Source organism: Jatrophihabitans sp. (genome assembly GCF_036388195.1).
GTDB lineage: Bacteria > Actinomycetota > Actinomycetes > Mycobacteriales > Jatrophihabitantaceae > Jatrophihabitans_A.
In genome coordinates this window covers 1-26,504 of record NZ_DASVSG010000152.1, presented here as the reverse complement: position 1 = coordinate 26,504, position 26,504 = coordinate 1, and the positions used below count along the sequence as shown (strand labels likewise).

33 protein-coding genes, 1 tRNA gene and 2 pseudogenes are annotated in these 26,504 nt (G+C 70.4%); 13 read left to right on the top strand and 23 right to left on the bottom strand.

Features of this window, described 5'->3' with window-relative positions:
* The 22 genes and pseudogenes from VF612_RS15545 to VF612_RS15440 all read right to left on the bottom strand — a co-directional run.
* Window positions 1-342 (bottom strand): annotated as a pseudogene (locus tag VF612_RS15545) (flagellar motor switch protein FliM); the annotation flags it as partial.
* Window positions 343-448: 106 nt separating this feature from the next.
* Complete coding sequence (locus tag VF612_RS15540; RefSeq protein WP_408660762.1) at window positions 449-973, bottom strand: flagellar basal body-associated FliL family protein; 525 nt, start codon at window positions 971-973, stop codon at window positions 449-451.
* Between the two features lie 48 nt (window positions 974-1,021).
* Window positions 1,022-1,885, bottom strand: coding sequence for a flagellar motor protein MotB (locus VF612_RS15535; protein ID WP_408660761.1), 864 nt, complete (start codon window positions 1,883-1,885; stop codon window positions 1,022-1,024).
* Window positions 1,885-2,658, bottom strand: a complete 774-nt coding sequence (locus VF612_RS15530) for a flagellar motor protein (protein WP_408660760.1) — start codon at window positions 2,656-2,658, stop codon at window positions 1,885-1,887. Before VF612_RS15530 ends, VF612_RS15535 begins: the two co-directional genes overlap by 1 nt.
* Window positions 2,658-2,993 (bottom strand): flagellar FlbD family protein, encoded by a 336-nt coding sequence (locus VF612_RS15525; protein WP_408660759.1) that lies wholly within the window; start codon window positions 2,991-2,993, stop codon window positions 2,658-2,660. The genes VF612_RS15530 and VF612_RS15525 overlap by 1 nt, the downstream gene beginning before the upstream one ends.
* 165 nt (window positions 2,994-3,158) lie before the next feature.
* On the bottom strand, window positions 3,159-3,962 hold the full coding sequence (locus tag VF612_RS15520; protein ID WP_408660758.1) for a flagellar hook-basal body complex protein: 804 nt from the start codon (window positions 3,960-3,962) through the stop codon (window positions 3,159-3,161).
* Window positions 3,963-4,022: 60 nt separating this feature from the next.
* The gene (locus tag VF612_RS15515; protein ID WP_408660757.1) at window positions 4,023-4,454 is read right to left on the bottom strand and encodes a flagellar hook assembly protein FlgD; all 432 of its coding nucleotides are present in this window, start codon (window positions 4,452-4,454) and stop codon (window positions 4,023-4,025) included.
* A 22-nt stretch (window positions 4,455-4,476) separates the two neighbouring features.
* Window positions 4,477-6,195, bottom strand: coding sequence for a flagellar hook-length control protein FliK (locus VF612_RS15510; RefSeq protein WP_408660756.1), 1,719 nt, complete (start codon window positions 6,193-6,195; stop codon window positions 4,477-4,479).
* The gene (locus VF612_RS15505; RefSeq protein ID WP_408660755.1) at window positions 6,195-7,271 is read right to left on the bottom strand and encodes a transglycosylase SLT domain-containing protein; all 1,077 of its coding nucleotides are present in this window, start codon (window positions 7,269-7,271) and stop codon (window positions 6,195-6,197) included. The genes VF612_RS15510 and VF612_RS15505 overlap by 1 nt, the downstream gene beginning before the upstream one ends.
* A complete protein-coding gene (locus tag VF612_RS15500) occupies window positions 7,268-7,705 on the bottom strand; it encodes a hypothetical protein (RefSeq protein WP_408660754.1) in 438 nt (145 codons plus the stop codon). Before VF612_RS15500 ends, VF612_RS15505 begins: the two co-directional genes overlap by 4 nt.
* Window positions 7,702-9,066, bottom strand: coding sequence for a FliI/YscN family ATPase (locus VF612_RS15495; RefSeq protein ID WP_408660753.1), 1,365 nt, complete (start codon window positions 9,064-9,066; stop codon window positions 7,702-7,704). Before VF612_RS15495 ends, VF612_RS15500 begins: the two co-directional genes overlap by 4 nt.
* A complete protein-coding gene (locus tag VF612_RS15490) occupies window positions 9,063-9,692 on the bottom strand; it encodes a FliH/SctL family protein (RefSeq protein WP_408660752.1) in 630 nt (209 codons plus the stop codon). Before VF612_RS15490 ends, VF612_RS15495 begins: the two co-directional genes overlap by 4 nt.
* Window positions 9,685-10,773 (bottom strand): flagellar motor switch protein FliG, encoded by a 1,089-nt coding sequence (gene fliG / locus VF612_RS15485; protein WP_408660751.1) that lies wholly within the window; start codon window positions 10,771-10,773, stop codon window positions 9,685-9,687. The genes VF612_RS15490 and fliG overlap by 8 nt, the downstream gene beginning before the upstream one ends.
* 2 nt (window positions 10,774-10,775) lie before the next feature.
* The gene (fliF, locus tag VF612_RS15480) at window positions 10,776-12,362 is read right to left on the bottom strand and encodes a flagellar basal-body MS-ring/collar protein FliF (RefSeq protein WP_408660750.1); all 1,587 of its coding nucleotides are present in this window, start codon (window positions 12,360-12,362) and stop codon (window positions 10,776-10,778) included.
* A 3-nt stretch (window positions 12,363-12,365) separates the two neighbouring features.
* The gene (locus tag VF612_RS15475; protein WP_408660749.1) at window positions 12,366-12,695 is read right to left on the bottom strand and encodes a flagellar hook-basal body complex protein FliE; all 330 of its coding nucleotides are present in this window, start codon (window positions 12,693-12,695) and stop codon (window positions 12,366-12,368) included.
* A gap of 1 nt (window position 12,696) precedes the next feature.
* The gene (locus VF612_RS15470) at window positions 12,697-13,110 is read right to left on the bottom strand and encodes a flagellar basal body rod protein FlgC (RefSeq protein ID WP_408660748.1); all 414 of its coding nucleotides are present in this window, start codon (window positions 13,108-13,110) and stop codon (window positions 12,697-12,699) included.
* A 4-nt stretch (window positions 13,111-13,114) separates the two neighbouring features.
* A complete protein-coding gene (locus VF612_RS15465; RefSeq protein ID WP_408660747.1) occupies window positions 13,115-13,456 on the bottom strand; it encodes a flagellar basal body rod protein FlgB in 342 nt (113 codons plus the stop codon).
* A gap of 136 nt (window positions 13,457-13,592) precedes the next feature.
* A complete protein-coding gene (locus VF612_RS15460; RefSeq protein ID WP_408660746.1) occupies window positions 13,593-13,928 on the bottom strand; it encodes a hypothetical protein in 336 nt (111 codons plus the stop codon).
* Entirely contained in the window at window positions 13,921-14,340 is a 420-nt protein-coding gene (gene fliS, locus VF612_RS15455; protein ID WP_408660745.1) for a flagellar export chaperone FliS, read from the bottom strand. Before fliS ends, VF612_RS15460 begins: the two co-directional genes overlap by 8 nt.
* A gap of 56 nt (window positions 14,341-14,396) precedes the next feature.
* On the bottom strand, window positions 14,397-15,692 hold the full coding sequence (fliD, locus tag VF612_RS15450; protein ID WP_408660744.1) for a flagellar filament capping protein FliD: 1,296 nt from the start codon (window positions 15,690-15,692) through the stop codon (window positions 14,397-14,399).
* Window positions 15,693-15,788: 96 nt separating this feature from the next.
* Window positions 15,789-16,622 carry a flagellin gene (locus VF612_RS15445; RefSeq protein ID WP_408660743.1) on the bottom strand — a complete coding sequence of 278 codons (834 nt, stop codon included), beginning with the start codon at window positions 16,620-16,622 and terminating at the stop codon, window positions 15,789-15,791.
* A gap of 139 nt (window positions 16,623-16,761) precedes the next feature.
* Window positions 16,762-17,697 (bottom strand): sigma-70 family RNA polymerase sigma factor, encoded by a 936-nt coding sequence (locus VF612_RS15440; protein WP_408660742.1) that lies wholly within the window; start codon window positions 17,695-17,697, stop codon window positions 16,762-16,764.
* Window positions 17,698-17,982: 285 nt separating this feature from the next.
* On the opposite strand from VF612_RS15440, the gene flgN reads away from it, so the two are divergent.
* The 6 genes from flgN (at window position 17,983) to VF612_RS15410 (ending at window position 22,340) form a co-directional block, all read left to right on the top strand.
* Window positions 17,983-18,492: a flagellar export chaperone FlgN gene (gene flgN, locus VF612_RS15435; RefSeq protein ID WP_408660741.1), complete on the top strand. Its 510-nt coding sequence runs from the start codon at window positions 17,983-17,985 to the stop codon at window positions 18,490-18,492.
* A 49-nt stretch (window positions 18,493-18,541) separates the two neighbouring features.
* Window positions 18,542-19,894, top strand: coding sequence for a flagellar hook-associated protein FlgK (gene flgK, locus VF612_RS15430; RefSeq protein ID WP_408660740.1), 1,353 nt, complete (start codon window positions 18,542-18,544; stop codon window positions 19,892-19,894).
* Between the two features lie 2 nt (window positions 19,895-19,896).
* The gene (flgL, locus tag VF612_RS15425; protein WP_408660739.1) at window positions 19,897-20,775 is read left to right on the top strand and encodes a flagellar hook-associated protein FlgL; all 879 of its coding nucleotides are present in this window, start codon (window positions 19,897-19,899) and stop codon (window positions 20,773-20,775) included.
* Entirely contained in the window at window positions 20,772-21,293 is a 522-nt protein-coding gene (gene fliW / locus VF612_RS15420; protein WP_408660738.1) for a flagellar assembly protein FliW, read from the top strand. The genes flgL and fliW overlap by 4 nt, the downstream gene beginning before the upstream one ends.
* Before the next feature lie 45 nt (window positions 21,294-21,338).
* Window positions 21,339-21,629, top strand: a complete 291-nt coding sequence (csrA, locus tag VF612_RS15415) for a carbon storage regulator CsrA (protein WP_408660737.1) — start codon at window positions 21,339-21,341, stop codon at window positions 21,627-21,629.
* Window positions 21,630-21,719: 90 nt separating this feature from the next.
* Window positions 21,720-22,340, top strand: a complete 621-nt coding sequence (locus tag VF612_RS15410; RefSeq protein ID WP_408660736.1) for a hypothetical protein — start codon at window positions 21,720-21,722, stop codon at window positions 22,338-22,340.
* Window positions 22,341-22,403: 63 nt separating this feature from the next.
* Here the strand turns inward: VF612_RS15410 and VF612_RS15405 are convergent, their stop codons facing one another.
* A complete protein-coding gene (locus VF612_RS15405) occupies window positions 22,404-22,691 on the bottom strand; it encodes a DUF3618 domain-containing protein (RefSeq protein ID WP_408660735.1) in 288 nt (95 codons plus the stop codon).
* A gap of 30 nt (window positions 22,692-22,721) precedes the next feature.
* Between VF612_RS15405 and bcp the strand changes: the two genes are divergently transcribed.
* From bcp to VF612_RS15370, 7 genes and pseudogenes are all read left to right on the top strand, one after another.
* Entirely contained in the window at window positions 22,722-23,207 is a 486-nt protein-coding gene (gene bcp / locus VF612_RS15400; RefSeq protein ID WP_408660734.1) for a thioredoxin-dependent thiol peroxidase, read from the top strand.
* A 14-nt stretch (window positions 23,208-23,221) separates the two neighbouring features.
* A tRNA-Leu gene (locus VF612_RS15395) sits at window positions 23,222-23,294 on the top strand.
* 190 nt (window positions 23,295-23,484) lie between these two features.
* Window positions 23,485-24,075, top strand: a complete 591-nt coding sequence (gene sigK / locus VF612_RS15390; RefSeq protein ID WP_408660733.1) for an ECF RNA polymerase sigma factor SigK — start codon at window positions 23,485-23,487, stop codon at window positions 24,073-24,075.
* On the top strand, window positions 24,072-24,815 hold the full coding sequence (locus VF612_RS15385; RefSeq protein ID WP_408660732.1) for an anti-sigma factor: 744 nt from the start codon (window positions 24,072-24,074) through the stop codon (window positions 24,813-24,815). Before sigK ends, VF612_RS15385 begins: the two co-directional genes overlap by 4 nt.
* 33 nt (window positions 24,816-24,848) lie before the next feature.
* Window positions 24,849-25,619, top strand: a complete 771-nt coding sequence (locus VF612_RS15380; protein ID WP_408660731.1) for a LamB/YcsF family protein — start codon at window positions 24,849-24,851, stop codon at window positions 25,617-25,619.
* A gap of 8 nt (window positions 25,620-25,627) precedes the next feature.
* Window positions 25,628-26,257, top strand: coding sequence for a 5-oxoprolinase subunit B family protein (locus VF612_RS15375; protein WP_408660730.1), 630 nt, complete (start codon window positions 25,628-25,630; stop codon window positions 26,255-26,257).
* Window positions 26,254-26,504, top strand: a pseudogene (locus VF612_RS15370) (allophanate hydrolase subunit 2 family protein); the annotation flags it as partial. The gene VF612_RS15375 and the pseudogene VF612_RS15370, both read left to right, overlap by 4 nt.

Here is a 26,504-nt window from a genome sequence, read left to right as displayed (position 1 = left end):
GGGCACCGAGAACTCCAACAGCGCGGTGCCCGGCAGCGGCCCCATGTCCAGCACCGAGAGGATGGTGGTGGGCGCCAGGGTGGCGATGTATTCCTCGTAGCTCTGATGCTCGATGGCGACCAGGTTGACCTGGCAGAGCTGCCGCAGGCCGCTGGTGAGCAGCGTGGTCACCCGCCGGGCGTAGGTCTCGTAACACATCTGCAGGGCACGGACATGGTCACGCGAGAGCTTGGTGGGACGGCGGAAGTCATAGGCCGCCGGCCCGGACTCCTCCTGCCCTTCGACGGGTCGCCGGACCAGCCTGCGAACCGGCGCGATATGCGACGAAGACGACGTTGCCACATGAACAACGTTCGGCCGGGGCAGGGCAGACCTGAGGAACTCGGGTCAGTTGGGATCTTGCGGCCGGGGCGGGCCGTCAAGTACGACGTCGGGCTTGCCGGTGGGGTTACTGCGTGAAGAACTCCGTGTAGATGACGTCCATGATCTGCTTCGGGTAGATCTTCTGCAGCTTGCCGAGCAGCTCGGTCTTCGCCTTCAGCCGGGCGGCCTCGCCGGTCAACTCGGCCACCGAACGGTCACTGAACTGGTCGATCACAGCTTGGGCCGCCTCACTGGTATCAAATTCCTCCGGAGCTCCTTCCACGGTTTGCAGGGCGAGCTTGATGCGCAGGTAGTGCCCGCCTGCCAGGTTCAGCGTCATGTCGGTCATCGCCACCACATGTCCAGGCACCGGCTTGTGCTCGCCGGCCGGGGCCGAGGGCGCCAGCACGGTGAACTTGGCGACGACGCCGAGCATCAGCGTCACCAGCGCGATGATGATGAGCTTCTTCTTGGACTTCTTGCCCTTGTCCTTGCCCTTGGCCTTGCCCTTGCCGGTATCGCCCGGGCCGCCCTTGGCGCCGCCCTTCGACGTCTTGGCAGAGACCTCGTTGGCGATCCGGTCGGGCCGGTCGGTCGCGGTCATCGTCATGAGGAGCTCCTGCTCTGAGAGGGGTGGAGGTGCCCGGTTGGGCTGGACTCAGCCATGACCGACGCCCTTGCCGAGGGTGGGCAGCTGGCTGCGAGCGGCAGCGGGCAGCTTGGACAGCACGACGATGTCGACGCGCCGGTTACGGGTGATCGAGCGCGGATCGCTGGCGGCGAGCAACGGCCGCTGGTCGGAGAAGCCGGCCGCGCTCAACCGGCTGGCCGCGATCGGGCCGTGGGTCACCAGGTAGCGCACCACCGAGGAGGCCCGGGCCGAGGAGAGCTCCCAGCCGCTGGGGTACGGCGCGGTGCTGACATTCTGCTGGTTGGTGTGGCCGTCCACCTGGATCTGGTTGGTGGCCTTGCGCAACGGTGGCAGCACCGCGTTCAGGATGACAGCACCCTCCGGCTCGAGCACCGCGCTGTTGCCGGAGAACACCAGCTCGTTGGTCACCACGGTGACCACCAGGCCACGCTCGTCGATGCTGAACTCGGCATTGCCGTCCAGGCCGTGCTTGTGCAGGGATGCCCTGATGGCGGCCTCGATCTCCTTGAACTCGTCCACCTCGTGTCGCGCGGCCTCCTGGTCCTGGCTGGTCTCCTTCGCCTTGCCGGGCTGGATGGGGGAGAACACCGGCAGGTTCGGATTGGCCTGCTGGGCGGCCGAGTCGCCGCCGACGATTCCGCTGCCGCCGCTGAGGACCGACGGCTGCCCGTTCTTGAACGCCGAGGCCAGGCTGCTCTTGAGCTCGGAGAACTTCGAGGTGTTCACCTGCGAGATCGCGTACAGCACGATGAACAGCACCAGCAGCAGGGTCAGCATGTCGGCGTAGGTCACCATCCAGCGTTCATGGTTCTCGTGCTCCTCGGCATGGCCGCCCCTGCGACGGCCGGCAGCCGAACGTCCGGCGCTCATCAGGCGACGTCGCGTTCGGGCGGACGGCTGGCAGCTGGCAGCAGACTGTGCAGCTTCTGCTCGATGAGCCTCGGGTTGGAGCCGGCCTGGATCGCGAGGATGCCTTCGATGATCACTTCCATCTGCTCGCACTCGGACTCGCTGACCCGCTTGAGCCGGTTGGCCAGCGGCAGGAAGAACACGTTGGCGCTCATCACACCCCACAGGGTGGCCACGAACGCGCTGGCGATCTCGGCACCGAGATGCTCCGGCGAGGACAGGTGTCCCAGCACCTTGACCAGGCCGAGCACCGTTCCGATGATGCCGATGGTCGGGGCGTAGCCACCCATGTCGGCGAACAGCTTGGCCGCCGACCGGTCGGTGGCGCGCTTGGTGTCGACCTCGGCGGACAGGATGATCGCCACCTCTTCGGCGTCCGTGCCGTCGATGGCCAGTTGCAGGCCGCGGCGCAGGAACTCGTCCTCGACCTCGGCGGCTTCTGTCTCCAGCGCCAGCAACCCTTCGCGTCGCGCCCGGCCGGCCAGCCGCACCAGGACCTCGACGGCGTCGTCGGTCTTCGGCGCCTTGGCGGTGAAGGCGCGGATCAGCTGCGTGTGCAGCGCGCTGACATCGCGCATCACCGCGCCGGCGACGGCGGCTCCGATCGTGCCACCGAAGACCAGGATCATCGGCGGGATCAGGAAGATCGCGCTGATATTGCCGCCTTCCATGGTCACCGAGCCGACGATCGCGACGATCGCCAGGACGACGCCGATGATCAGGGCGGGGTCCATCAGGCATCCGTCCTTCGGATCGGCACCACGGGCGGCTGGCCGGGCGAGACCGCGGCCGACAGCACCCGGATCCGGGCATGGCCGCTGGACTGGGCCGGGCCGGCATCGTGGTACGGGTTGGAGTCGGAGGTCATGGCCTCGGCGCTGGCGATGATGCGAGCCCGGTAGTCACGGATCAGCTCGACGAGCTCGTCCAGCGACTCGCAGATGACGTACTTGTTGCCGCCGATCAGGGTCACGACGGTGTCCGGGGTCGCCTCGGCACGTTCGATCAGGTCTGGGTTGAGAGTGAATACAGGTCCACCCAACCGGCGCAGCAGTATCAACGGATCCATCCAGGTGTTCGCCAGGACCCATCCGTGGGTCCTCCTTGGCATTACTTATCGGCATCAATGCCGGTTTTCTGAGCCGCCCGGCCGTGGCCGGCAAGGCCCGGGGGACGGGGTCACCCAACGACTCAGGGCCCGCTGCGTACGCAGCGGGCCCTAGGTCGGAAGGGGTCAGTTCTTCAGGCTGATCAGGCTCTGCAGCACCTCGTCGGAGGTGGTGATCACCCGCGAGTTGGCCTGGAAACCCCGCTCGGAGATGATCAGGTTGGTCAGCTCGGCGGCCAGGTCGACGTTGGACATCTCCAGGTATCCAGGAGTCAGGCTGCCTCGGCCGCCGGTGTTGGCGCCGCCGATCTGCGCAGTGCCGGAGTTGGCGCTGGACTGGTACTGCGAGTCGCCGACCTTGGTCAGCCCGCCCGGGTTGGCAAAGGTGGCCAGCGCGATGGTACCCAGCGGGGTGGTGGTCCCGGTCGCGTCGACGCCATTCACCACGCCGGAGCTGGTGACGCTCCAGGACTTGTAGGTGCCGCTGCTGAGCGCCGAGAGGTCCAGGTCGCCACCGGCAGCGCTCTGCACGATGGCGCCGTCGGGCGCCACCAGGTGCCCGGCCGAGTCCAGGCTGAACGAGCCCGCCCGGCTGAAGGTCTGCTGGCCCCCGTTGTTGAGCACGAAGAAGCCGTCACCGTTGATGAGCAGGTCGCTGGTGCGCCCGGTGTACTGGTTGGAGCCCTGGGCGAAGTTGATCGAGGTGCCGGCCAGCTGCACGCCGAGGCCGACCTGGGTGGGGTTGGTGCCGCCATTCACGCCGGTCGGCGCCCCGGCGCCGGAGATGGTCTGGCTGAGGGTGTCCTCGAACACGGTCGAGGAGCTCTTGTAGCCGGCGGTGTTGACGTTGGCGATGTTGTTGGACGTGACGTCGAGCATCTGCTGGTGGGCGCGCAGGCCCGAGATGCCCGTGAACAGTGAGCGAAGCATGGGTTTCTCCTTGAGGGGGATGTTCGGGATCAGGGTTGGGTGCAGGGGATCTGGTCGTGCTCAGGGCGTGCCGGGGGCCAGCACCTGCTGGATCTGGCTCAGGTCGACATCGACGGTTCCGATCTTCAGCGTCGGCTTGGCGGTCGAGATGGTCGCCGCCGAGACGTAACCGGTGACCAAGTTGCCGTCCGGCGCCGCATAGCGGACGGTGTGGCCGACCAGGCTGCTCGCGTTCTGCGCGTGCTGCGCCGACAGCATGTCGAGGTTCACTTGGGCGTTCTGCTCCGAAGCCTGCACCTGGGTCAGGGTGGCCGTCTGGTTCATGAAGGCACCGGTGTCCATCGGCTTGCTGGGGTCCTGGTACTTCAGCTGCGCCACCAGCAGTTGCAAGAAGGCCTTCGAGCTGAGCGTGGCGTTGTCGGCACCGGTCACGATGGCCGGATTCACCGCCACCGGCATGCCGGTGGCGACCGAGGACACGGGTTGTGTCATCTGCTCTCCTGTTCTGAGGTGTTCACAGCCACCGGTCCAGACCGGCGCTCGGGTTCGGGTTGGTCCGGCCGTCGCCGCTGCGCCGCGGCGCAGCTGGGGTCGGGTCGGCAGGTACTGCTCGGGCCGGCTGGCCGGCGTCCTGGCGCGGGTTCGCGAAAGCGCCGGGACCGCCCGCGTCGCCGGAGGTGAGATCCAGCGACAGCGTCGCCGAGCTCAATCCCGCCGACTGCAGCTCCGAACGCAGCTGGGGAAGGGCGTCCCGTAGCGCGTCATGAGCCGATTCACTGGTGCTGGCAAGGGCGATCGTCATCAGATCGCCCACGATCCGGACGTGCACGTTGACCGGTCCGAGCTCAGCGGGGTGCAACGCCACGATCAGCTGGTGGCTGCCGTCGCCCCCGGCGTGCAGCGCCAGCACCGGGCCAGCGACCTGGCGGGCCAGCGGTAGCTGTTCAGCCGCGGGGTGCCGGTGAACCGGCTCGGAACCGGACGCGGCGGGCTGGCCGGCCGGCACGGGTTGGGACGTGGGGCCCTGCGCTGCCTGGATGGCAGGATCGGCCGACGGAGTGCCGGCATGTACGGTCGCTGGCGCCGTTCCCGGCTCAGCGGGCAGGCCGGGGCTGACCGGCGCCGGTCCGGCTGCCTGGCCCTCCGGGACGGGCGCTTGGACGCCCGGAGCAGCCGGACGGTGGCTGGCGCCATGCGCGCCGGAAGAGGTTCTCGATCCGGCCGCGGTGGTGTCCGGTGGGTTGGTGGGGTCGGTCGCGTCGATGCCTGCCGGCTTGGCCGCCCCGGCCGTCTCGGCGATCACCGCGGCGACACCGGGCAGCGCCACGATGGCCGGGCCGGTGGCCGGCGTCTCGCCGGTGGGCAGGGCGCCGGTCGCCGGCGCAGGCAGGATGGGTGTGCCGGTCGCCGGCTCGGGCGCCTGCGCGGCGCGGGCCAGCTCGAAGACCGCAGCCGACGCTGCCGCCTTCGCGGGATCGGCGGCCTTGCTGGGACCCATCGCGGTCACCGGCCCATGAGCGGGGCCCCCGACCGGCCGGTCGCGCTCCGAGCCGGTCGGCTGGGTGGCGCCGGTCGGCTGGGTGGCGCCGGTCGGCTGGGTGGCGCCGGGGGGCTGGGCGGCGCCGGGCCCCTGCCACGGAACGCCTCCCAGCGACGGACCGGCTCCCTGCTCGGCTGGCTCCACGTCAGAGCCCGTTCCGGCGCCAGTCCCGGTCGTCGGGAGTTGCGGGCCGGGCGCCTCGCCGGCGTCGGCGAGCCGGGCTGCCTTGGCCGCAGCGGCGGCTGCCTGGGCCGCCACTGCTTGCTCGGGGCGTGCGGCGGCGGCCTGCTGAGCAGGCGCGGCCGCCCGCTCCGACGGCCCGGTTCCGCTCACCGGTGGCACACCGGCATCGCCGGATTCGGCCGTGGCAAGCTCCGCCGCGGCGGTGCAGCCCGAGCTGATCAGGGCGACGGTGCCGGCAGGCAGCGCCGGCGTCAGCAGCGCCAACATCGCCAGCTCGGCACCGGCCAGCACGGCCGGCCGGCCGCCATCGGACCGAGGATCGACCGCCTCGTCCTCGCCCTGGCGCGCTGAAGTCTCGCGGCCTCGAGAGCCGGATTCTCCGATGCCCGCCAGCACGCCAGCGAAGGCGTCCGCTGCCGAGCTGGAACCGGCTGCGCTGTCCGCGGACTGCTCGGCGGGAGCTATCCCCGACAGCGCCCCGGTGCTCACGGTGGTGGCCAGAAGCGCCATCAACCAGCCCTCCCTGCCATCAGTGCGGTGATCTTGGTGACGTACTTCTGCGTTTCGTCGTAGGGCGGAACTCCGCCGTACCGCTCGACCGCGCCGGGTCCGGCGTTATAGGCCGCCAGCGCCAGCGACACCGAGCCGTAGCTGTGCAGGTACTTCGACAGCAGCCGCGCCGCGCCCTGCACGGCCTGCGCCGGCTCCCACGGATTCACCCCGAGCCCTTGGGCGGTGGCCGGCATGAGCTGCATGAGCCCCTGCGCCCCCGCCGGGCTCACTGCCATCGGGTTGCCGCCCGACTCGGTCTGCGCGACGGCCGCGAGCAGTCCCCGCGGCAGCTGGTAGCGCGCCTCGTTCTGGCCGAACAGGCCGGCGTACTGGCTGAGACCGGGCGCCGAGGCCTGCCCGGTCACCGGGAACGGGCCGGGAGCCTCGGTCGATCCGGCTGACGGGAGAACCCGCCGGATGCTGGCCGGAGTCTCGTAGACGCTCTGGATCTTGACCTTGTCGCCGGGCTCCGGCGCGGCGATCATCCGATTGTTGCCGAGGTAGAGGGACACGTGATGCGCGGGCTCGCCGAAGGCGAGGATGTCGCCTGGTTGGGCCTGCGCGAGGCTCGACACCGCGGTGCCGACGTGCGCCTGGTCAGCGGCGATCCGGGGCAGCGGGATGCCGAGGTCGGCGTAGGCACGCTGCACGAGTCCTGAGCAGTCCAGGCCGGCGGGCGTGGTGCCACCGAAGACGTAGGGCACGCCGAGGTACTTCTCCGCCGCGGCGATCACGTCCGAGCCCGCGGGCTGACCGGTCCGGACGCCGGCAAGGGACGACGGAAGGCCCAGGGCCATGCTGCTGCCAAGGGGCGCCGCGCCGGCGGACATGCTGGCGCCAGCGGACGTGCTGGCGCCGGCGAACGTGCTGGCCCCGGCGGACGCGGCGCTGAGCGCGGCGTGGAAGGCCGTGTTGACGGCAGCGGGCCGAGCGGGCACGGCCGAGGCGGGAGCCGGCTGCGCTCCAGCCAGGCCGGCCTGGATCTGAGCGATCCGTGCCAGCACCGATTCCAGGCCCGAGATCTCCATGCTCATCGCGCCGCCCTCCGCAGCCGAGCGCCGTGCCGGCTTATCGACACCTCGTCCAGCTCTCGTTGGGCGAGCTCGGAGGCGGCGGTGGCCTGCTCGTCCTGGTGGCGTTCGTACAGCTTCTCCACCGTCCGGCGGGAGCGGGCGGCCACCGTCAACTCAACCACCTTGCCGGCCACCCGGCTCTCGGCGAAGAGCAACCGGTTCCGCGCGGCCGCCAGGCTCGCCACGGCGGCATCCTGGGCTGCCAGCGAGGCGTGGAAGGCCGGCACGCTCTGGCTCTCCGGCAGCAGCATCGCGGCAACCCGGGCCACCTGCTCGGCGTGCTGGTCCGCGGCCCGGCCGGCATCGCGGCGGGCTACCGCCAGCCCCTGGGCCACCAGGTCCTCCTGCGCCTGCCTGGCCCGCAGCACGGTCGGAATCCAGTTCCGGCCGCTCATCGGGCAACCCCGGTGGGTACCGCGGATACAGCAGGTTCAGCGGCCAGGATCGCGCGCAGCGCCTCCCAGGCCGAGTCGGCGCTGCTCTGCTCGCTCATGTCCTGCTGCAGAAAGGCCTCCAGCTGCGGCCAGAGGGCCAGCGCCTGGTCGGCGCGCGGGTTGGTGCCGGCGACGTAGGCGCCGATCTCGACGAGTTCGCGGACGTCACGCCGGGCGGCGAGCAGCTGCCTGGCCCGGCGAGCCAGTTGCTGCTGCTCGCCCGTGGTCACCGCGGTGGTCACCCGTGACACCGATTCGAGCACGTCGATGCTCGGGAAGTGCCCGGCGGTGGCCAGCTTGCGGTCCAGCACGATGTGGCCGTCCAGGATCGACCGGGCGGTGTCGGCGACCGGCTCGTTGTGGTCCTCGCCCTCGACCAGCACGGTGTAGAGGCCGGTGATGGATCCGAGCTCGGACCCGCCGGCCCGTTCGAGCAACCGGGGCATCAGCGCGAACACCGAGGGCGGGTAGCCGCGCGATGCCGGCGGCTCGCCCGCGGACAGGCCGATCTCGCGCTGGGCGGTGGCCAGCCGGGTGATGCTGTCCATCAGCAGCAGCACATCCTGGCCCTCGTCGCGGAACCACTCGGCGATACGGGTCGCCACGTAGGCCGCGCGCAGCCGGACCATCGGCGGCTGGTCGGAGGTGGCGATCACGACCACTGCGTCACGCAGACCGGCCGGGCCGAGGTCGTTCTCCAGGAACTCCCGGACCTCCCGGCCGCGCTCGCCGATCAGGGCCACCACGGTGATCTGTGCGCTCGTGCCGCGGGTGATCATCGACAGCAGGCTGGACTTCCCGACGCCGGAGCCTGCGAAGATTCCGACCCGCTGGCCACGGCCCACACTGATCAGCGAGTCGATTGCCCTGACGCCCAAAGGAAGTTGCTCATCGACCCGGCGCCGGCTGAGGGCGGCCGGCGGCGCCATCTCCACCGATACCCGGTCCAGCCCGTGCGGCAACGGGCGGCCGTCCAGCGGCTGTCCCAGCCCGTCGAGCACCCGGCCGCGCAGGCCAGCGCCGACGCCGACCCGCAACGGCCCGCCGGTGGCGGCAACCCGGTCGCCGTTGCCTATCCCGTCCAGCGAGCCCAGCGGCAGGCAGGTGCAGTTCTGCTGGTCGACGGCCACCACCTCGGCCAGCACCGCGTGCGTGCCGTCGCCGATGGTGAGCAGATCACCGATCCGGCCGGTCAGGCCGGAGACGGTGATGGACAGGCCGACGACCCGGGAGACGTAGCCGTAGATCCGGGGGGCAGCGAGTTCGGTCAGCTCGGCGAGCCGGTGCTGACCGCGGACGGAGGCGAGGGTGGCGGCGTTCATCGGCTCAGGTACTCCCGCAGCCGGGCCACGCCGGCGGACAACCGCGCGTCGATGGTGGTGCTGCCACATCGCCCGCGGGCGTCACCGGGCTGGATCTCGGGATCGATCTCGAACGTCAGGCCGCGGCCGGTGGCGCCCTCGACGGAGCCGATCAGAGCCCGGCCGGCCGGGGCGGTGAGGGTCTGGTGGTCAGCGGGGTGCAGCCAGATGGTGACCGGCTCATTGGCCGGGGCGAGCCGCAGCACCCGGGCCAGCGCAGCGGGCGCGGCGACCTCCGGGTCGCGCAGCTCGCGGCCGAGCAGCGCCTCGGCGAGTTCCACGGCGGCGGCCAGGATCTGGTCCTCCATGTCGTCGGTGATCCTCACGGTGCTCTGCCGCAGGTCCGCCGAGGCGACCTGCAGGGCCTGCAACGCCGAGGCGACCTGCTGCTCCTGGCGGTGGCGCAGCGACGCCCGGTCGGCGTCGGCCGCGGCCCGCTCGCCGGCCTGGGAGTCGGCCGCGTCCCGCAGCCCGTGCGCCCAGCCCTGGGCGTAACCGACCGCCCGGGCCTCGGCGCGCGCCTGTACCACCAGCTGGTCGGGCACCGCCGCGTCGCTGGTGAAGTCGAAGGCGAGGGTGTCAGGCAACGAACTCGTCCTCTTCGCCGCGCCGGACGATGATCTGGCCGGATTCCTCCAGCTCGCGGATCACCCGCACGACCTCGGTCTGCGCCTCCTCGACGCTCTGCACCCGCACCGGGCCGAGCAGCTCGATCTCCTCGGCGAGGCTCGCGGCCGCGCGCTCGGACATGTTGGCCATGATCTTGGCGTGCACCACGCTGGCCACGCCCTTGAGCGCGATCGCCAGGTTGGCGGTCTCGACCTGGCGCAGCACCAGCTGGACCGCCCGGTCCTCCAGGTTGATCAGGTCCTCGAACATGAACATCCGGCTGCGGACCTCTTCGGCGAGCACGGGATCCCGCTCCTCCAGGCCCTCCATGATCAGCTTCTCGGTGCCCCGGTCGGCCCGGTTGATGATGTCGACCAGCGGCTGCACGCCGCCGACGGCCGACAGCTCCGAGGGGACCAGCAGGTTGGCCATCCGGCGCTGCAGGTTCGCCTCGATCTGGTGGATGATGTCGGGCGTGGTCTGATCCATGGTGGCGATCCGGTGCGCCACATCGGCCTGCAGGTCGGCGCCCAGGCCGGCCAGCACCCTCGACGCCAGCGGCGCCGGGACGTGCGCCAGCACCAGGGCAATCGTCTGCGGGTGCTCGTCGGAGATGAAGTTCAGCAGTTGCCGGGCGTCGGCGTTCTGCAGGAACTTGAACGGAACGTCGAACATGGTGCCCGACAACCGCTCCAGGATCGCGTCCGCGCGCTGGTCCCCCACCGCGGCACGCAGCAGCGCCCGGCTCTGCTCGATGCCGCCGCGCACCAGCGCGTCCCCGGACACCTGCATGATGCCAAACTCGCGCAGCACCGCGGCCGACACCTCGGCAGGCACGTCGCCGGCCCGGGCGATCTCGGCCACGACCCCTTCCAGCTCGCTTTCAGAGAGCTGGTTGAGCACCTTCGCAGAGGCCTCGCGGTCCAGCTGCAGGATCAGGACCGCGGCCTTGCGCCGGCCGGTCATGCCTCGGGTCAGGTCCAGGCTCGGCGCGGCAGCAACCGATGCGGCTGCCAGGCTGGTGCCGATCGAGGAAACGGTAGCCAGGGTCTCGACCATCGTCAGTTCTCCTTCTCGTTCAGCCAGGTACGCAGCAATCGAGCGACCTCTTGGGGTTGGCTGTCAGCCATCTCGGCGAGGTTCCGTTGGCGGGCGATGTTGTTCGCGGCTTCCTGGCTCTGCGGCGGCACGATGTCGCGCGGAGCCGGCGGCAGCGAGCCAGGGGCGTTGTTGAGCGTGGCGAGGAAGGTGTCCAGGTCATCGGCCGGTCCGTCCCGGCGCCGGCGCCGGCTGGCGATCAGGGTCGCCACGATCACGATCAGCACCAGCAGCACCACCAACACGGTCTTGGCGAGGGAGATCATCTCGGCGTTGCGCTTGGCCGCCGCGGCTGCCGACGCTGCCTGATCTGCCGCCTTCTGCGCGGCGTTCGCCGCCGAGGTGTCGAACGCGGCGCTGGCCAGCGCCAGCGTGTCGCCGCGCTTGGCGTCCAGGCCCACTGCGGAGCTGACCAGTTGCCGCACCTGGGCCTCGTCCACCGGCGGGGCGTTCTTGTCCAGCAGCACCGCCACGCTGAGCTTGCGGAGCGCGCCGGGCGCGGCGTCCCGGGTCTCGGTGCGCCGTCCCACCGCGTTGTCGCGGGTGGTGGTGGTCTTGCGGTAACCCCCGGCAGCGCTGCCGCTGGGCGCCGCGGACGGGCTGGGCGAGGCGGCTCCGAGCACACCGCCGGCGCCGTTCTGCCCGGAGCCGTAGGTCTCGGTGGTGTGCGCCTCTGACAGCGGCGGCACGCCGGTGGCGTAGACGTAGCTGTCGGAGACGGTCTTGTTCTTGTCGAAGTCGAGGTCGGCGTTCACCGTCACGACCGAGTGCCCGGCGCCGACCAGGCGGTCCAGCATCTGCTGCACCTCGCTGCTGGTCCGCTTGTTGTACTGGGCGATCGCCTCGGTCCGGGCGTCGGCGGCGGCTCCGCTGTTGGCATCCCCGGCGACCGAGAGCACCTTTCCGCTGGCGTCGGAGACGCTGACCTGATCCGCGGTGAGGCCCGGGACGCTGGAGGACACCAGGTTGACCACCGACTGGACCTGGCCGGAGGTCAGCGCGGCGCCGGGATCGGTGGTCAGCAGCACCGATCCGGTGGTCTTCTGGTTTCCATCGGTGAAGACGCTCTGCTTCGGGATCGCCAGATGCACCGCGGCGTCGCGGACGCCGTTGATCGACTTGATGGTCTTGCTCAACTCGCCTTCCAGCGCCCGCTGGTAGTCCACATGCTGCTTGAACTCCGAGGTGGTGATGCCTTCCTGGTCCAGCAGGCTGTAGCCGGTGCTGCCGGAGGAGGGCAGGCCAGCGGCGCTCATGTTCAGCCGCAGGTCGTAGACGTCCTTCTGCGGAACCAGGATCGAGGTGCCATTGGCCGCCAGCTTGTACGGCGTCTTGTTGGCGTTGAGCTTGTCGATGATCCCGGAGGCGTCGGCGGGCGCCAGGTTGGTGAACAGCGGCGCGTAGTCGGGCTTGGACGCCCAGGACGAGAAGGTGAAACCACCGATCACCAGGGCCAGGCCGACGGCGACCGTGACCACCTTCTGCCCGGGCGTGAAGGCCAGGAAGCCACGCCAGAACCGCTGCAACGTCGAGAGAATCTTGTCCTGCATGGTTTAGGCCTGCATTCCCATGATCTGGTTGAACGCGTCAACGCCCTTGGTCCGGATGGTGGTGGCGAGCTGGGTGACCAGCGCTGCCTGGGTGGCCGCGATGGTGTAGTCGTGGATGTCGGTGAGGTCGCCGGTGGCGGCATGCACGGCCAGGCCGTCGGCCTTGCTCTGTGCGGACTCCACAGCGGTGATGCCCTTCTCGAGCATCGCGGCGAAGCCGGAGGAGGTGCTCGCGGCGGCCGGGCCGGGCCCGTCGAGTCCGGTGACGTCGGAGGTCCTCGGGGTGAAGCTCGGCAGCGCGGCGCTGATGGCGCCGATGGCAGACAGGGTCATGTCAGCGGTTCTTTCCGATGTTGATGGCGTCCAGGTAGGTGTCGCGGGCCCGGTCCACGACCGCCGCGTTGGCCTGGAAGGCCCGCTGCGCCATGATCAGGTTGCCCATCTGCTCGGCCATGTCGATGTCGGGCAGCCGCACGTATCCCTTGGCGTCGGCGAGCGGGTTGTTCGGCTGGTAGCTCAGCCGCCCTTCGGCGCTGCTGGCCGGCAACGCGGTGATGCCCACCCCCGCGCCGATGCCGTCCGCGCGCCCGGCGATGTCCTGGGCCTGCACGTACTGCGCCTGGAAGGCGGGCTCGGAGGTCGGCTTGACGGTGTTGAGGTTGGCCATGTTGTTGGCGATCACGTCGATCCAGGTGCGGAACGTGCTCAGCCCGGTGCCCGAGGTCGAGATGGCGGAGAAGATCGACATCCGCTCAGCCCTTCAGCACGGTGTCGATGAGCCCGAACTTCGAGGACATCGCGCCGCTGAGCAACCGGTACTGCAGCGCGGTCTTCTGATCGATCAGGGTTTCGGTGTCGAGGCTGACGTTGTTGCCGTTGATCCCGGCCGGGGCGGTGCTGGTCGTCAGCGTGACCGCGGCCTGAGCCGGCTCGCCTGCCTCCACCGCTCGCCGCAGGTTGTCCTCGAAGGACACCTGACCGGCGCGGAAGTTCGGAGTCTCCAGGTTGGCGATGTTGTTGGCGCTCACCCGTTGCCGGGCGGCCAGAGCCGAGAGGGCAGTACTGAGAGTGACTGACGCGACGTCGTTGAGCACGGCACGAAACCTCCGTTAATCGCCTGCTTCGCCAATCCATGGCGGGGCTGTGGCGAGCATTCCGTGCTCAGGTCTCCCTATCGACCATGATCACAGAGAGTTAAGCGGAGGTAAGAAATGCGTTAGATACGGCCGTTCAGGCCCGCAGATCGACAAGCTGCGGCGCGGGCTCCGGACGGCTGGCCGGCCGGGCGCGGCTCGGCGCGGGGGCACGGTCGAGCTCCAGCCCGATCTGGATCTGCAGCCGCAACTGCTGCTCCAGCAGCGCCTGCGCGCGGGCGACCAGCTCGGTGGGGATCGGTGGCAGCACCGGAGGGTGCCACGGGGTCACCGGAGAGAGCAGCTCACCGCGCCGCAGGCCTTCCTGCAGCACCGCGGTCTCCTGCTCCAGATCGGCCAGCACCTGGTCCCAGGTGGGGGCCGCGGGCCGACGGCCCGGGTCCTGCGCCGGGGCAGCCGGCTGGCTAGCCAACGCGGACTGCTTCCCGGCCTTCGGCCGACTGCGCGGGCACGCCCTGCAGCTGGGCTTCGGCCTGCTGCCAGCTGGCGCGCAGGTCAGAGACGATCTTGGTCGTCGCCGCCAGCCGGCCCGGCCGCGGCTCGAGCACCTCGGCGATCAGCTCGCGCAGCAAGTAGGAGTACAGCGACGCCAGATCAGCCGCCCCCGACCAGGCGCTGACGTCGAGGCTGCCCAGCAGCTCGGCAATGATCTGCTGGGCGTGCTGCAGGTGATCGCGGGCGCTGGCGTCGCCGCAGTCCTGCGCGGCCTGCGCCCGCTGGATGTCCAGCCACAACCGGTCGTAGAGCAGGACGATGCGCCGGGCCGGCGTCGCAGTGGCAACCGCGTCGGCGAGGTAGCGGGCGCGGGCGGGGTCGACTGGCACTGGCGATCATCTCCTTCGGTGGCTGGTGGGTCTGGCTGGGTCTGGTAGGGCCGGGGCTACTTCCTGGAGGCGTCGTTCGAGGCGGTGATCGCGGCCAGCGCCGAGGTCAGGTAGCTGGAGGTGGACTGCAGCTTCTGCAACGCCACCTCCATCGCGGTGTACTTGGCCTGCATGGCGGTTCGTTGGTCGTTGAGCCGGGTGTCCCAGTCGGCGATCTGCTTGTTCAGCTCCCCCACGTGCGAGGTGCCCGAGTTGATCAGCGGGCTCAGGGTGACCGTCGAGCTGCGCATGGCCAGGGTGGACAGCGAACCCGACAGCGAGGTGGCCGCGCTGGCCTGGGCCTTGGCCGGATCGGCGGCGTACGCGGCGGCGAAGGCGGTGGCGTCGAAGGCGAGCGTTCCGGTCGAGGTCAGCTGCACGCCGACCGAGGCGAAGCTGGCGCCGGCGCCGTCGCCGTGGCTGATGGCCGACAGCACGCTGTTGGTGATCGAGTTGATCTGGTAGTTGCTCTCCAGGACGCCGCCCTTGCCGGTGTACTTGCCCAGCTCGGTCAGGGCGGCGTTCGCGGCGTCGACCAGGCCCTTGATCTTGTCGCCGATCGCGCCGGCGTCGCTGGAGACCGCGACGGTCACCCCGGTGGCGACGGCGCCGATGCTGAAGGTCACGCCCGGGATGACGTTGTTGAAGGTGTTGCTGCTGCTGGAGACGGTGTACCCGCCGGCAGCCGGGTTCCCCACGGCGATCCTGGCGTCCTGGGCCGCGACCAGGGTCTGCGGCGCGGTGTCCAAGCCGTTGATCGAGAATGCCCCGGCCGCGCCGGTGGATACCGAGGTGAACTGCAGCAGCGGGCCGGAATCGGTGTTGATCACCGAGGCCCGGATGCCGAGGGCGGCGTTGTTCACCGCCGCCGCCACGGCGGCCGGGCTGCCGCTGGACAGCGCGAGGTGGTGGGTGACGCCGGCGGAGTCCACGACGTCGATTCCGTTGGGCGGCGAGGCGACCACCGCGCCGGTGGCAGCCACGGTGCTGATCTGGGCGGTGGCCATCCGGATCACGTCGAAGGTGGTGGCCGACCCCGACGCGGCGGCCGAGGTGGTCGAGGCGATCACCGCGGTGCTGCTGGAGACCGCCTTGGTGGCGGCCCAGGTGCTGGGCTGCTTGACCGCATCGGCCGCGGCCTGCAACGCGGTGAGCTTGGTGTTGATCGCCTGGTAGGCGGTGAGCACGTTCTGCTGCGCGGAGAGCTGGTTCTTCAGCTGGGTCTGCGGCTGCGCGGCCACGGTCATCAACTGCGAGATGAGGGAAGCCGTGTCGATGCCGGAGGACAACCCGCTGATCGAGAACGCGCTCACGTGCACTCCTTACCTGGCTATGCGGTCCGGCCGGGGCTCTGGTTCGAACCCCGGCCGGATCGCCTAGCGGTGCTGGTTGCTGGTGCTGTTGCTGGCTTACTGCAGCAGCTTCAGGATGGCCTGCGGAGCCGAGTTCGCCTGGGCCAGCACCGAGGTGGCGGCCGAGGTGAGGATCTGAGCCTGGCTCATCGCGGTGACCTCCGTCGCCAGGTCGGCGTCGGTGATGTTGGAACGCGAGGCGGTCACGTTCTGGATCGTGGTCTGCAGGTTGCTGATGGTGTAGCCCAGCTGGTTCTGGGTGGCGCCGATCTGGGACCGGGAGGCCGACACGGCAGCGATCGCCGCGTCGATGGTGCCGATCGCGGTCTGCGCACCCGCGGTGGTTCCGACGTTCACGCCGGACACGCCCAGCGTGGTGGCGTCAGCGGCGGTCAGCGCCAGCGAGATCTGCTCGCTCGCGGTGTTGTTCGCGCCGACCTGGAACACGCCCACCGCGGCGGTGTAGCTGCCGTCGAGCAGCTTGGTGCCACCGAAGGCGGTCGTGGCCGAGATGTTGTCGAGCTGGGTGTTCAGGTTGACGATCTCGGACTGCGCGGCGGCCTGGGCGGCGGCGTCCTGCGAACCACCGTTGGACGCCTGGACGGCCAGATCACGCTGACGCTGCAGGATCTTCTGCACCGTCGCCAGGGCGCCATCGGCGATCTGGGCGACGTTGGTGCCGTCCTGGGCGTTGCGCACGGCCTGGGTCAGGCCGTTGATCTGCGAGGTCAGGCCCTGGCTGATCGACAGGCCGGCCGCGTCATCGGCCGCCTTGTTGATCCGGAGACCGCTGGAGAGCTTCTCGAACGCGTTCTGCAGCGAAGCCTGGTTGGCGGACAGGTTGCCGTAGGCGTTGAGGGCCCCGACGTTGGTGTTGATGCGAAGACTCACGGTGTTTCCTCCTGAAACAGAGTCCGGGTTGACCCGCTACTCGGGCCGGCCGATCCATCCGTGGATCAGCGTGCCTATCTGTTCGGCGGGTGCGGCGGCGACTTGAGCGATTCGCCGCCATTACTCTCGCGCGGGGGTATCAGGCGATCGAGCTGCGGTCGAGCTGCTCACGGCGGCCCGGCATCGCCGGGATGGTCTCGCCGTAGGAGTTCGACATCTTCAACCGGGTGGCCAGGGTGCCGCGGGCAGCAACCGCCGCCGCGTAGCTGGCAACCCGGGCGCCGGCCCGGCCGGTGGACTCGACTGCCGCGGGCGCCTCGGGCTCGGCGCTGGCAAGGCCGTGCCGCAGCAGCTTGAGCGCCTCGGCGCGCAGCTGGGAGATCCGGGACTCGGTGACGCCGAGCTCGGCGGCGATGTCAGCCATCTGCCGCTGATCGAAGAAGTAGGCCTGCACCACGTGCCGCAGCCGCTCGGGCAGCTCGGCGATGGCATCGTGCAGGTAGCCGAGCTGCTCGCGGTCCAACACCAGTTGCTCGGGGCCGCGCTGGACGTCGGCCACCATGGCGGCGCCGGTCTCGGGCGCGAAACCCTGCAGGCTGAGCACGCTGGCCCGGTGCACGTCGGCGTCGATGTTGCCGAGCTCGGAGACGCTGACACCGAGGGTCTCGGCGACCTCGTGCGGCCGCGGCGAGCGTCCCAGGGTGACCGCGAGCTGGTTGCGGGCGGCCTCGACCTCGCGGGCCCGGCCGCGGACCGACCTGCTGGCCCAGTCCATCGAGCGCAGCTCGTCGACCAGGGCGCCGCGGATCCGGATGGCGGCGAAGCGGGCGAACGGCACCCCGCGCGCCTCGTCATAACTCTGCGCGCTCAGCACCAGGGCGGTCATCCCCGCCGAGGTGAGGTCGTCGCGGCCGATGTGGGCCGGCAGCCGAGTCATGGTTTCGCGGACGATGTGCCCGACCAGCGCCAGGTTGTCCCGGACGAGAGCCTCGACCTCAGGTGGACATACCTTCGCAGTGGCCGAGTCAGCCGTCCGGCTAGGGACCGGGGCGGGGACCGTGTGACTCATCGTCATCGCTACTCTTCTCCTGGCAGGCTGTTCTGCCGGTCATGTGAGCAAATTGCTGCAACGCGGATCGGTGTTGACTACTACCGGTTAAGTCGGCCCCCGCTGACTTAACGTGGGCTTAATGTATTACTTGCGTTAAGTGTTGGATACTCAGAGTTACTGTGATCTCGGTCACAGCGGCGTGTCGCTGCACATGCCCCTTTTGCGACTGCCAGGGAGTCGCCACCGTTCAAGTACGCCGGCGAACTGCCGATCAGATGCCTTGAACCCGAGGGGAGTGTGAGGTAGTCAATGTTGACGACTACGGGAAGTAAAACCATGGGGTTCTCTGAGGTATCGACGTTGCTGTGGCGCGAGCGGGAAGCGCTGCAACTGCTGCTCTTCAAGCTCGTCGAGGAACAACTGATCGTCAGCGCTGGGCACACCCGCTGGCTGGCCCAGGCCAACGACGAGATCGAAGCCGCCCTCGACAACCTCCGTGGCACTGAGGTGTTGCGTGCCGCAGAGGTCGACGTGATCGCCGACGAGCTGGGGCTGCCGGCCCCGCCGACGCTCGCCGAGCTTGCGACGCTCGCGCCGGAGCCATGGGGAACGCTGTTCGGAGAGCACCGGCAGGCGCTGCTGAAACTGGTGGCCGAGGTGGAAGGCGCGACCGGCCACAACCGGGCGCTGCTGGCCGCCGGCGCCCGCGCCGTGCGCCAGACGCTGCTCTCGGTCACCGAGTCCGTGCAGACCTATGACTCCCAGGGCTCGGCCGCCGCGACCCCCAACGGCCCGATGCTGATGGACGAACAGGCATGAGCGAGGAACGAGCGATGAGCCCGCGTGCGCTCATGATCGAGCGCCCCTCATGACCAGCGCCTTCTCCGGCCTGACCAACGCCCTCGCCGCGCTGAACGTGCAGCGCTACGGCCTGGAGGTCACCGGCCAGAACATCGCCAACGCAAACACCCCGGGATACACCCGGCAGCGCGCCGAGCTGGCCGCGGTCGGTCCGGCGACCGGTGTGGCGGCGCTCTATGCCACCCAACACCCGAACGGTTCGGTGACCGTGTCAGGCACCACCCGACTCAACGATCCGATGATCGACGTCCGGGCCCGCACCGAGCACGGCGACAACGGCTACCGGCAGACCACCGCCACCGTGCTCTCCTCGGTCGAGACCCTCTTCGACGAGCCCAGCGACCACGGCCTGGCCGAGCAGCTCAACGACTTCTGGAACTCCTGGGCTGCGGTGGCCAACAACCCCGGTGACCTGGCCGCCCGCAACGTGGTGTTGCAGAAGGCCGCCAGCCTGGCCACCAGCCTCAACCAGAGCAGCGCGAACCTCGACCGGTTGACCCAGTCGGTGGCCCAGCAGGCCACCGCGGCCACCCTGGAGATCAACACCGCCGCTGCCGCGCTCGCCCAGCTCAACGGCGAGATCGCGGTGGCCACCGCCAGCGGCACCAACACCAACGCCCTTGCCGACCAGCGCGACAGCCTGCTCATGCAACTGGCCGACCTGACCGGCGCCCAGACCACCGTCCTGGCCAACGGCACGGCCACCGTGAGCATCGGCGGCCAGAACCTGGTGGCCTCCACCACGGCCACCACGGTCTCGCTGAGCCCGGCCAACCAGATCCTGGTCGGTGGCACTCCGGCCGGCCCGGCCGGCGGCGAGCTGCAGGGACTGGTCGACAGCCTGACCACCGCGCTGCCCGGTTACGCCGCCCAGCTCGACGCGGTCGCCGCGGCGCTGGCCAACACCGTCAACGCCGGCCAGACCGGCGGCTACGACCTGGCGGGCAACCCCGGCGGCCCGCTGTTCGCCGGCAGCACCGCAGCCACCCTGTCGGTGGCGGTGACCAACCCGGCCGCCCTGGCCGCCTCCGGCGCCGCGGGCGGCAACCTGGACGGCTCGGTCGCGCTGGGCATGTCCCAGCTGGGCGGGTCCAACTCAGGCGCCGACGCCGCGTACCGCAGCCTGGTGGGCACCCTGGCCACCGATGTCCAGCGGGCCGTCCAGCAGGCGTCGATCCAGCAGGCGGTCACCAACAGCGTCGACGAGCTCGCGCAGTCCTCGGCCGGCGTCAGCTTCGACGAGGAGACCACCAACCTGCTCACCTACCAGCGCGCCTACCAGGCGTCCTCACGAGTGCTGACCACGGTCGACGAGATCCTCGACACCCTGATCAGCCACACCGGACGGGTGGGCCTGTGATGATGAGGGTCACCGTGGGCTCGGCCTCGCGCGGAGCGCTGGCCGGGCTGCAGGCCGATGCGTCCCGGCTGGCGAACCTGCAGAAGCAGATCACCTCCGGCCGGCAGATCACCAAGCCGTCGGACTCCCCCACCGGCACGGTCACCGCGCTGCAGCTGCGTTCCCAGCTCAAGCAGCTCCACCAGTACCAGGCCAACGCCACCGACGCGCTCGGCTGGCTGACCACGGTCGACAGCTCGCTGCACAGCATCACCTCGCAGCTGCAGCAGGTCCGCTCGCTGGTGCTGCAGGGCATGAACACCGGCACCGGCAACGCCACCTCCAACGAGGCGCTGGCCCAACAGGTCGACCAGGCCCGGGCCTCGCTGCTGTCGCTGGCCAATTCCAGCTACCTCGGCCGTCCGGTCTTCGGTGGGACGACCGCCGGTGACGTGGCCTTCGACGCTGCCGGCAGCTACGTCGGCGACACCGGCACCGTCGCCCGGACCGTCGGGCCGAACAACGCCATCGACCTCAACACCCCTGGCACGGCAGCCTTCGGCGCCAACGGCAGCAACCTCTTCGACCTGCTCAAAGACATCTCGGCGAACCTGCGCACCAACCCGTCCGGGCTGGGCGCCAACCTGCAGCAGCTGGATTCCCGGCAGGTCGCCATCACCAACGAGCAGTCCCTGGCCGGCGCCAAGTACCAGAGGATCCAGAGCGTGCAGAACACCGCGAACACCAACCGGGTCCAGCTGAAATCGCAGCTCTCGGATCTGCAGGAGATCGACCTGGCCGACATGGCCATTCAGGTGACTTCAGCCAACGCCGCCTACCAGGCCGCGCTGGCCACGACGGCGAAGGTCAGCCAGATCTCGCTACTGGACTTCTTGAGGTGAGCGTGAAGCACAGCACCGTAGGAGTGAGCATCGAGCGAGGGACGAGCGAGGCGCGGAGCGACCTGGCGACCGGAGTGAGCATCGAGCGAGGGACGAGCCTGGTGAGCGCTCTGCCGCGGACGCCCACCCTGCCGGACCAGATCACCTTCGCGACGCCGATTCCCGGCTTCGAGGACGAGCGGGACTTCACCGTCTCGGCCCTGGACGCCCATGGCGTGCTCTACGCGCTCCGGTCGGCCAAGACCCCCGGCCTGCGGTTCGTGGTGGCCGCGCCAGGACGCTTCTTCCCCGACTACGCTCCGCTGCTGGACGCATCGGACGTCAGCGCCCTCGGGGTGGCAGACGGCGACGAGGTGCTGCTGCTGGTCATCGTCACGGTGACCAACGGGATCACCGACGCGACCGCCAACCTGCTGGCGCCGATCGTGATCGCGGCCGACCGCGGGACCGCCCAGCAACTGGTGCTCGCCGACGCCGATCTGCCCCTGCGCGCCCCGTTGTTGCGACAGGCAGGCTAGCGTTGTCGGTGCCGGACCCGGCCCACTGCCTGCTGGAGCGTCGCCTTGCTGATTCTGACCCGCCGTGTCGGCGAGAGCATCGTCGTAGGCGATGACATCGTCCTCACCGTTTTCGAGGTCCGTGGCGACGCGGTCCGGATAGGCATCGAGGCCCCCCGCTCGGTCAAGGTCAACCGCAAGGAAATCTACGAGGAAATACAGCGATCCAATGCCCAAGCAGTCTCAAGCTCCGATGACGCGGTCGACGCGCTGCGCGGCGCCCTGGGCACCCCTGCCGACGGCGCGGGACCGAGCGCAGCCGGCGGCGACGCCGACCCGGCCGGGCCACGGCGCTGACCGGGCACGCCGGATCGGGCTGTTCCGCTGCGGCGGCGACCTGCCTGTCCCTACGATGACGCCCGTGATCGCGGCAACGGCCGGTAGGCCATGACCGACGTACCCGTGGACGGCACGGCGGTAGTGCTGCGCGATCAACAGGGGCGCTCCTACCGCAGCGACGTGGTGCGGTCCCAGCCCGGCGTGCTGTTCCTGCAGCCACCGCGCGACCTTCCTGCCGGCGCCCTCGTGGTGGGGACCCGGTTGCTGGTGACCTGGCCGGATGACACCTCGCTGCTGGTGCTGCCGGTGATGCTGCTGAGCCGGTCCACCTCCGACGAGGTCGACCTGCTGGCGGTGCAGATCGAGAGCACCGCCTGGCGCGAGGAACGCCGGCGCTATGCCCGTGCCAACCTCGATGCCAGCCTCGCCATCAGCTACGACGGCGCCGACGGGACGCCGGCCGAGACGTCCGGCGAGCTCATCGACCTGAGCGAGGCCGCGTTGCGCGGCGTGGTGCCCACCGAGCACCAGGCGCTGTGCCGGCCACGCACCCCCGTACAGCTGCGGATCGACCTGGCCGGCGACAGCTTCGCGATCAGCGGCTACATCCTGCAGGGCAAGCCCACGGCCCGAGCGGACTCAGGCCTGGAGGTGGTGGTGCTGTTCCACCGTCCGGTGGAGCGGGTGGAGGACCTGCGCCGGCACCTCGGGCAGCTGGCAGCGGGCTGAACCCGGCTCGCGACGGCGTCCTAGCGCGAAGTCCTCAGCGGCGCGGTAGTCCTGAGCGGCGCCTCAGCGATCGCGGCGGCTGCGGCGCAGGTTGCGGATCATCAGCACGCTCAGCAGCAGCCCGGTCCCACCGAGAACGGCCTTGCCCTGCGGCGTCAGCGCCTTCTCCTTCAGGGTGGTCTTGACGTCGTCGACGAGCCGCTTGGGAGCCAGCCGCTCGGCCAGCTGGTCGACGGTGGTCGCAAGCTGGTCGCGGGCCTGCTCTATCTCTGACCGAATCACGCTCGCGTCGCGCTGGGTCGCCACCATGGCTCCTTCGTTGCAGTTCGCTGGAAGGGCCAGCGTATCCACCCGACCAAACCCGATGCGGCCCGCTACCGTGTGCGGATGACCGAACGCCTCGCAGCCGGTGACCCGGCGCCTGATTTCACCCTTCCCGACGCCGACGGCAAGCCGGTGTCGCTGGCTGAGTTCCGTGGCCGGCGGGTCATCGTCTACTTCTACCCGGCAGCGTCCACGCCGGGGTGCACCAAGCAGGCCTGCGACTTCCGCGACACCCTGGACAGCTTCGCCAACGAGGGCTTCGCGGTGCTCGGCATCTCACCGGACAAGCCCGCGAAGCTGGCCAAGTTCCGCGACAACCAGAAGTTGAGCTTCCCGCTGCTGTCCGACCCCGACCGGCAGGTGCTGGGCGCGTACGGCGCGTACGGCGAGAAGAAGCTCTACGGCAAGACCGTGCAGGGCGTGATCCGCTCGACCTTCGTGATCGACGCCGACGGCGCTGTGGAGCTCGCCCAGTACGGCGTCAAGGCCACCGGCCATGTCGCCAAGCTGCGCCGTGACCTGGGGCTGGCGGCCAGCCAGTAGGCTCGTGCGGCGACGGGGCCGTAGCCCAAAGGCAGAGGCGCACGGTTTAGGTCCGTGACAGTGGGGGTTCGACTCCCCCCGGCCCTACTCCCAAGGCGCGGCGGTCGTTGCGATCCGCGGCGCCGGATCGGGCAATTCGGGGGCCGAAGCGGCAATCCGGCGCGGCCAGGGCTCCGAATCACTCGCATGGTTCGCGCCGCTCATCCCAGACGCCGGGAGAGTTGGGCGACGGATCAGCAACCACGGCCCTGCCCGGAGTCGGCTTAGCATGACAGCTATGTGGTTCGAGCGGTCGCGCTCCGGCAATGTCGCCGCCCCGGCTGCGCTCACCCTCGAGGAGCTGATCGCTGCCGCGGCACGGGGGGACGAGCAAGCCTTCGGCGAGCTCTACGACCAGACCTCGCCGCGGGTGTACGGGATGGTGCTGCGGGTGGTGCGCGATCCTGCCCAGGCCGCCGAGGTCACCCAGGACATCTACCTGGAGGTCTGGCGGCAGTCGGCCCGGTTCGATGCCGGCAGGGGCGGCGTGCTGCCCTGGCTGCTGATGATCGCCCATCGCCGCGCGGTCGACCGGGTCCGCTCGGCCCAGTCGTCGATCGCGCGCGATGACAAGTACGCCTTGCTGCACGAGGAGCGGCCCTACGACTCGGTCAGCGAGCAGGTGCAGACCAGCTTGGACGCGCAGCGGGTACGCAAGGTGTTGGATGATCTGACTCCGGCGCAGCGGGAGGCGGTGACGCTGGCCTACTTCGGTGGCTACACCCATACCGAGGTGGCGCAGTTGCTGAAGGTTCCGCTGGGCACGGTGAAGACCCGGATACGAGACGGCTTGATCAGGATGCGGGACGCGCTGGGGGTGATGGCATGACCGACGAGCTGAACGTGCTGGCCGGCGCCTACGCGCTCGACGCGCTCGACGACGACGAGCGCGAGGTGTTCGAGCAGCACCTGCGCACCTGCGCCGAGTGCGCCCAGGAGGTGCGCGAGCTGCGGATGACTGCCAGCGAGCTGAGCCACCTGAGCGAGTTCGGCCCACCGCCGCAGCTACGGGCCGCCGTGCTCGGGGCCGTGGCGCAGAGCCGGCCGCTGCCGCCGCTGGTCGAGGACCCTCGGGGAGAGCGCGGCAATGTCCGGCCGCTGCGCCGCACTCGCAGCCAGGCGCTGTGGCAAGGGCTGGCCGCCGCCTGCGCGCTGATCGCCGTCGCCGTCTCGGTCTGGGGCTACTCCGAGCACCGCCAGGCCCAGCGGGCGGCCAGCGCGGGCAGCTCCGTGGTGCAGAGCCTGCTGGACGCGCCGGACGTCCGGGCCGCCACCACCGCGATGAAGCAGGGCCAGGGCACCCTGATCTACTCGCGCAAGGAGCGACGGCTGGTGCTGATCGGGCGCGGCATACCGGCCCTGCCGAGCAACCAGACCTACCAGCTGTGGTTGATGACCGACACCGGCGCGCCGGTCTCGGGCGGGGTGTTCCGCCCCGACCAGGCCGGCAACGTCGAGGTGCCGGCGTCGGGCAACCTCGACGGCGTGGACCAGATGGGGATCTCGATCGAACCGGCCGGCGGCTCGCCGCAGCCCACCCCGAGCACCGTGCAGGTGCTCAAGCTCTGAGTTTCGGCTGGCCCGACCGGATACCGTGAGGCCATGCCGGACAGCCCTGCGATAGACCTCAATGCCGACCTCGGCGAGGGGTTCGGCCGGTGGACCGCCGGGGCGGACGAGGAGCTGCTCGGCATCGTCACCAGCGCCAACGTCGCCTGTGGCTTCCATGCCGGTGACCCGGTCATCATGCGGCGGGTCTGCGCCGAGGCGGCCCGGCGCTCAGTCGCGATCGGCGCCCAGGTCGGCTACCGGGACCTGGTCGGCTTCGGGCGGCGCCGGATCGACATCGCCCCCGATGACCTCGCCGCCGACGTGCTCTACCAGCTCGGCGCCCTGGACGGCTTCGCCCGGGCGGCCGGGAGCCGGGTCCGCTACCTCAAGCCGCACGGCGCGCTCTACCACGCCGCGGCTGCCGACGCCGGCCAGGCCGGCGCCGTGATCAGCGCGCTGCTCGCCTGGGACCGGGCGCTGCCGGTGCTCACGCTGGCCGGTTCGGCGCTGGCCTCGGCCGCCGACGCTGCCGGCCTTCCGGTGGTGTTCGAGGCCTTCTGCGACCGCGGCTACCGGCCCGACGGCTCGCTCGTCCCCCGGGACCAGCCGGGCGCGGTGTTGCACGCCGCCGGCGAGATCGCCGACCGGGCGCTGGCGATGGTGACTGACGGTGAGGTCAGGGCGGTCGACGGCAGCCTGGTCGCGCTGAAGCCGGCGTCACTGTGCGTGCACGGCGACACCCCGGGAGCGGCCGAGATAGCCCGCGCGGTGCGGGACCGGCTGGCCGGCGCCGGCGTCCGGCTGGCGGCCTTCTCGCCATGATCGGCCGGATGACCGGCTGGACGCTGCTGCCCTACGGCCAGAGCGCGGTCCTGATCGAGCTGGCCGGCGCCTCCGACGTCCTGCCGGTACGCGATGCCCTGCTGGCCCGCGCGCATCCAGCGGTGCTGGCGGTGGTTCCGGCCGCCCGGACGGTGCTGGTCGAGTTCGACCCGAGCGCTGGATCCGGGGCTGAGCTGCGACGCCTGATCGAGGACTGCCTGGCCGGCCCGGCGAGCTCGGCCGCGACCCGGCAACCCGAGCCTGCGGTGGAGCTGGCGGTGCGCTACGACGGCGCGGACCTGGCGTCGGTCGCCCGGCAGTGCGGGTTGACCGTGCCGGAGGTGATCCGGCGGCACTGCGCCCCGGAATACACCGTGCAGTTCTGTGGATTCGCGCCGGGATTCGGCTACCTCAGCGGACTCGACCCGGTGTTGCGGCTGCCCCGGCTGGCCAGTCCCCGACCGGCCGTGCCCGCCGGGTCGGTCGCCATCGCGGGCGAGTTCACCGGGATCTACCCCCGGAGCTCACCGGGCGGCTGGCTGCTGCTGGGCCGGACCGATGCGGTGCTCTTCGACCTGGAGCGCCAGCCGCCGGCGCTGCTGCGGCCCGGCGCCGCCGTCCGGTTGATGCCGGCATGATCGAGCTGCTCTCGCCCGGCCCGCTGGCCACCGTCCAGGACCTGGGACGGCCCGGTCTGGCCGAGCTGGGGGTCAGCCGCAGCGGGGCGTTCGACCGGGGCGCCCTGCGGCTGGCCAACCGGCTGGTGGGCAACGAGGAGTCGGCGGCCGGGATCGAGTTCACCCTCGGCGGGCTGGTGCTGCGGTTGGCCGACGCCGCGACCGTCGCGTTCACCGGGGCGCGCTGCGAGCTGTCCGGGCGCCGTGC

What these genes read in the sequence shown, in the direction of transcription:
- VF612_RS15510 (WP_408660756.1), bottom strand. Translation starts at nt 6,195, where the DNA reads ATGGCGCTTCTGGCCACCACCGTGAGCACCGGGGCGCTGTCGGGGATA.
- VF612_RS15375 (WP_408660730.1), top strand. Translation starts at nt 25,628, where the DNA reads ATGACCGGCTGGACGCTGCTGCCCTACGGCCAGAGCGCGGTCCTGATC.
- VF612_RS15410 (WP_408660736.1), top strand. Translation starts at nt 21,720, where the DNA reads ATGACCGACGTACCCGTGGACGGCACGGCGGTAGTGCTGCGCGATCAA.
- flgK (WP_408660740.1), top strand. Translation starts at nt 18,542, where the DNA reads ATGACCAGCGCCTTCTCCGGCCTGACCAACGCCCTCGCCGCGCTGAAC.
- flgN (WP_408660741.1), top strand. Translation starts at nt 17,983, where the DNA reads ATGTTGACGACTACGGGAAGTAAAACCATGGGGTTCTCTGAGGTATCG.
- fliF (WP_408660750.1), bottom strand. Translation starts at nt 12,362, where the DNA reads ATGCAGGACAAGATTCTCTCGACGTTGCAGCGGTTCTGGCGTGGCTTC.
- VF612_RS15540 (WP_408660762.1), bottom strand. Translation starts at nt 973, where the DNA reads ATGACGATGACCGCGACCGACCGGCCCGACCGGATCGCCAACGAGGTC.
- VF612_RS15535 (WP_408660761.1), bottom strand. Translation starts at nt 1,885, where the DNA reads ATGAGCGCCGGACGTTCGGCTGCCGGCCGTCGCAGGGGCGGCCATGCC.
- VF612_RS15520 (WP_408660758.1), bottom strand. Translation starts at nt 3,962, where the DNA reads ATGCTTCGCTCACTGTTCACGGGCATCTCGGGCCTGCGCGCCCACCAG.
- VF612_RS15515 (WP_408660757.1), bottom strand. Translation starts at nt 4,454, where the DNA reads ATGACACAACCCGTGTCCTCGGTCGCCACCGGCATGCCGGTGGCGGTG.
- VF612_RS15380 (WP_408660731.1), top strand. Translation starts at nt 24,849, where the DNA reads ATGCCGGACAGCCCTGCGATAGACCTCAATGCCGACCTCGGCGAGGGG.
- VF612_RS15505 (WP_408660755.1), bottom strand. Translation starts at nt 7,271, where the DNA reads ATGAGCATGGAGATCTCGGGCCTGGAATCGGTGCTGGCACGGATCGCT.
- VF612_RS15475 (WP_408660749.1), bottom strand. Translation starts at nt 12,695, where the DNA reads ATGACCCTGTCTGCCATCGGCGCCATCAGCGCCGCGCTGCCGAGCTTC.
- VF612_RS15385 (WP_408660732.1), top strand. Translation starts at nt 24,072, where the DNA reads ATGACCGACGAGCTGAACGTGCTGGCCGGCGCCTACGCGCTCGACGCG.
- fliG (WP_408660751.1), bottom strand. Translation starts at nt 10,773, where the DNA reads ATGGTCGAGACCCTGGCTACCGTTTCCTCGATCGGCACCAGCCTGGCA.
- sigK (WP_408660733.1), top strand. Translation starts at nt 23,485, where the DNA reads ATGTGGTTCGAGCGGTCGCGCTCCGGCAATGTCGCCGCCCCGGCTGCG.
- VF612_RS15525 (WP_408660759.1), bottom strand. Translation starts at nt 2,993, where the DNA reads ATGGATCCGTTGATACTGCTGCGCCGGTTGGGTGGACCTGTATTCACT.
- VF612_RS15500 (WP_408660754.1), bottom strand. Translation starts at nt 7,705, where the DNA reads ATGAGCGGCCGGAACTGGATTCCGACCGTGCTGCGGGCCAGGCAGGCG.
- VF612_RS15495 (WP_408660753.1), bottom strand. Translation starts at nt 9,066, where the DNA reads ATGAACGCCGCCACCCTCGCCTCCGTCCGCGGTCAGCACCGGCTCGCC.
- VF612_RS15530 (WP_408660760.1), bottom strand. Translation starts at nt 2,658, where the DNA reads ATGGACCCCGCCCTGATCATCGGCGTCGTCCTGGCGATCGTCGCGATC.
- VF612_RS15440 (WP_408660742.1), bottom strand. Translation starts at nt 17,697, where the DNA reads ATGACGATGAGTCACACGGTCCCCGCCCCGGTCCCTAGCCGGACGGCT.
- flgL (WP_408660739.1), top strand. Translation starts at nt 19,897, where the DNA reads ATGAGGGTCACCGTGGGCTCGGCCTCGCGCGGAGCGCTGGCCGGGCTG.
- VF612_RS15470 (WP_408660748.1), bottom strand. Translation starts at nt 13,110, where the DNA reads ATGTCGATCTTCTCCGCCATCTCGACCTCGGGCACCGGGCTGAGCACG.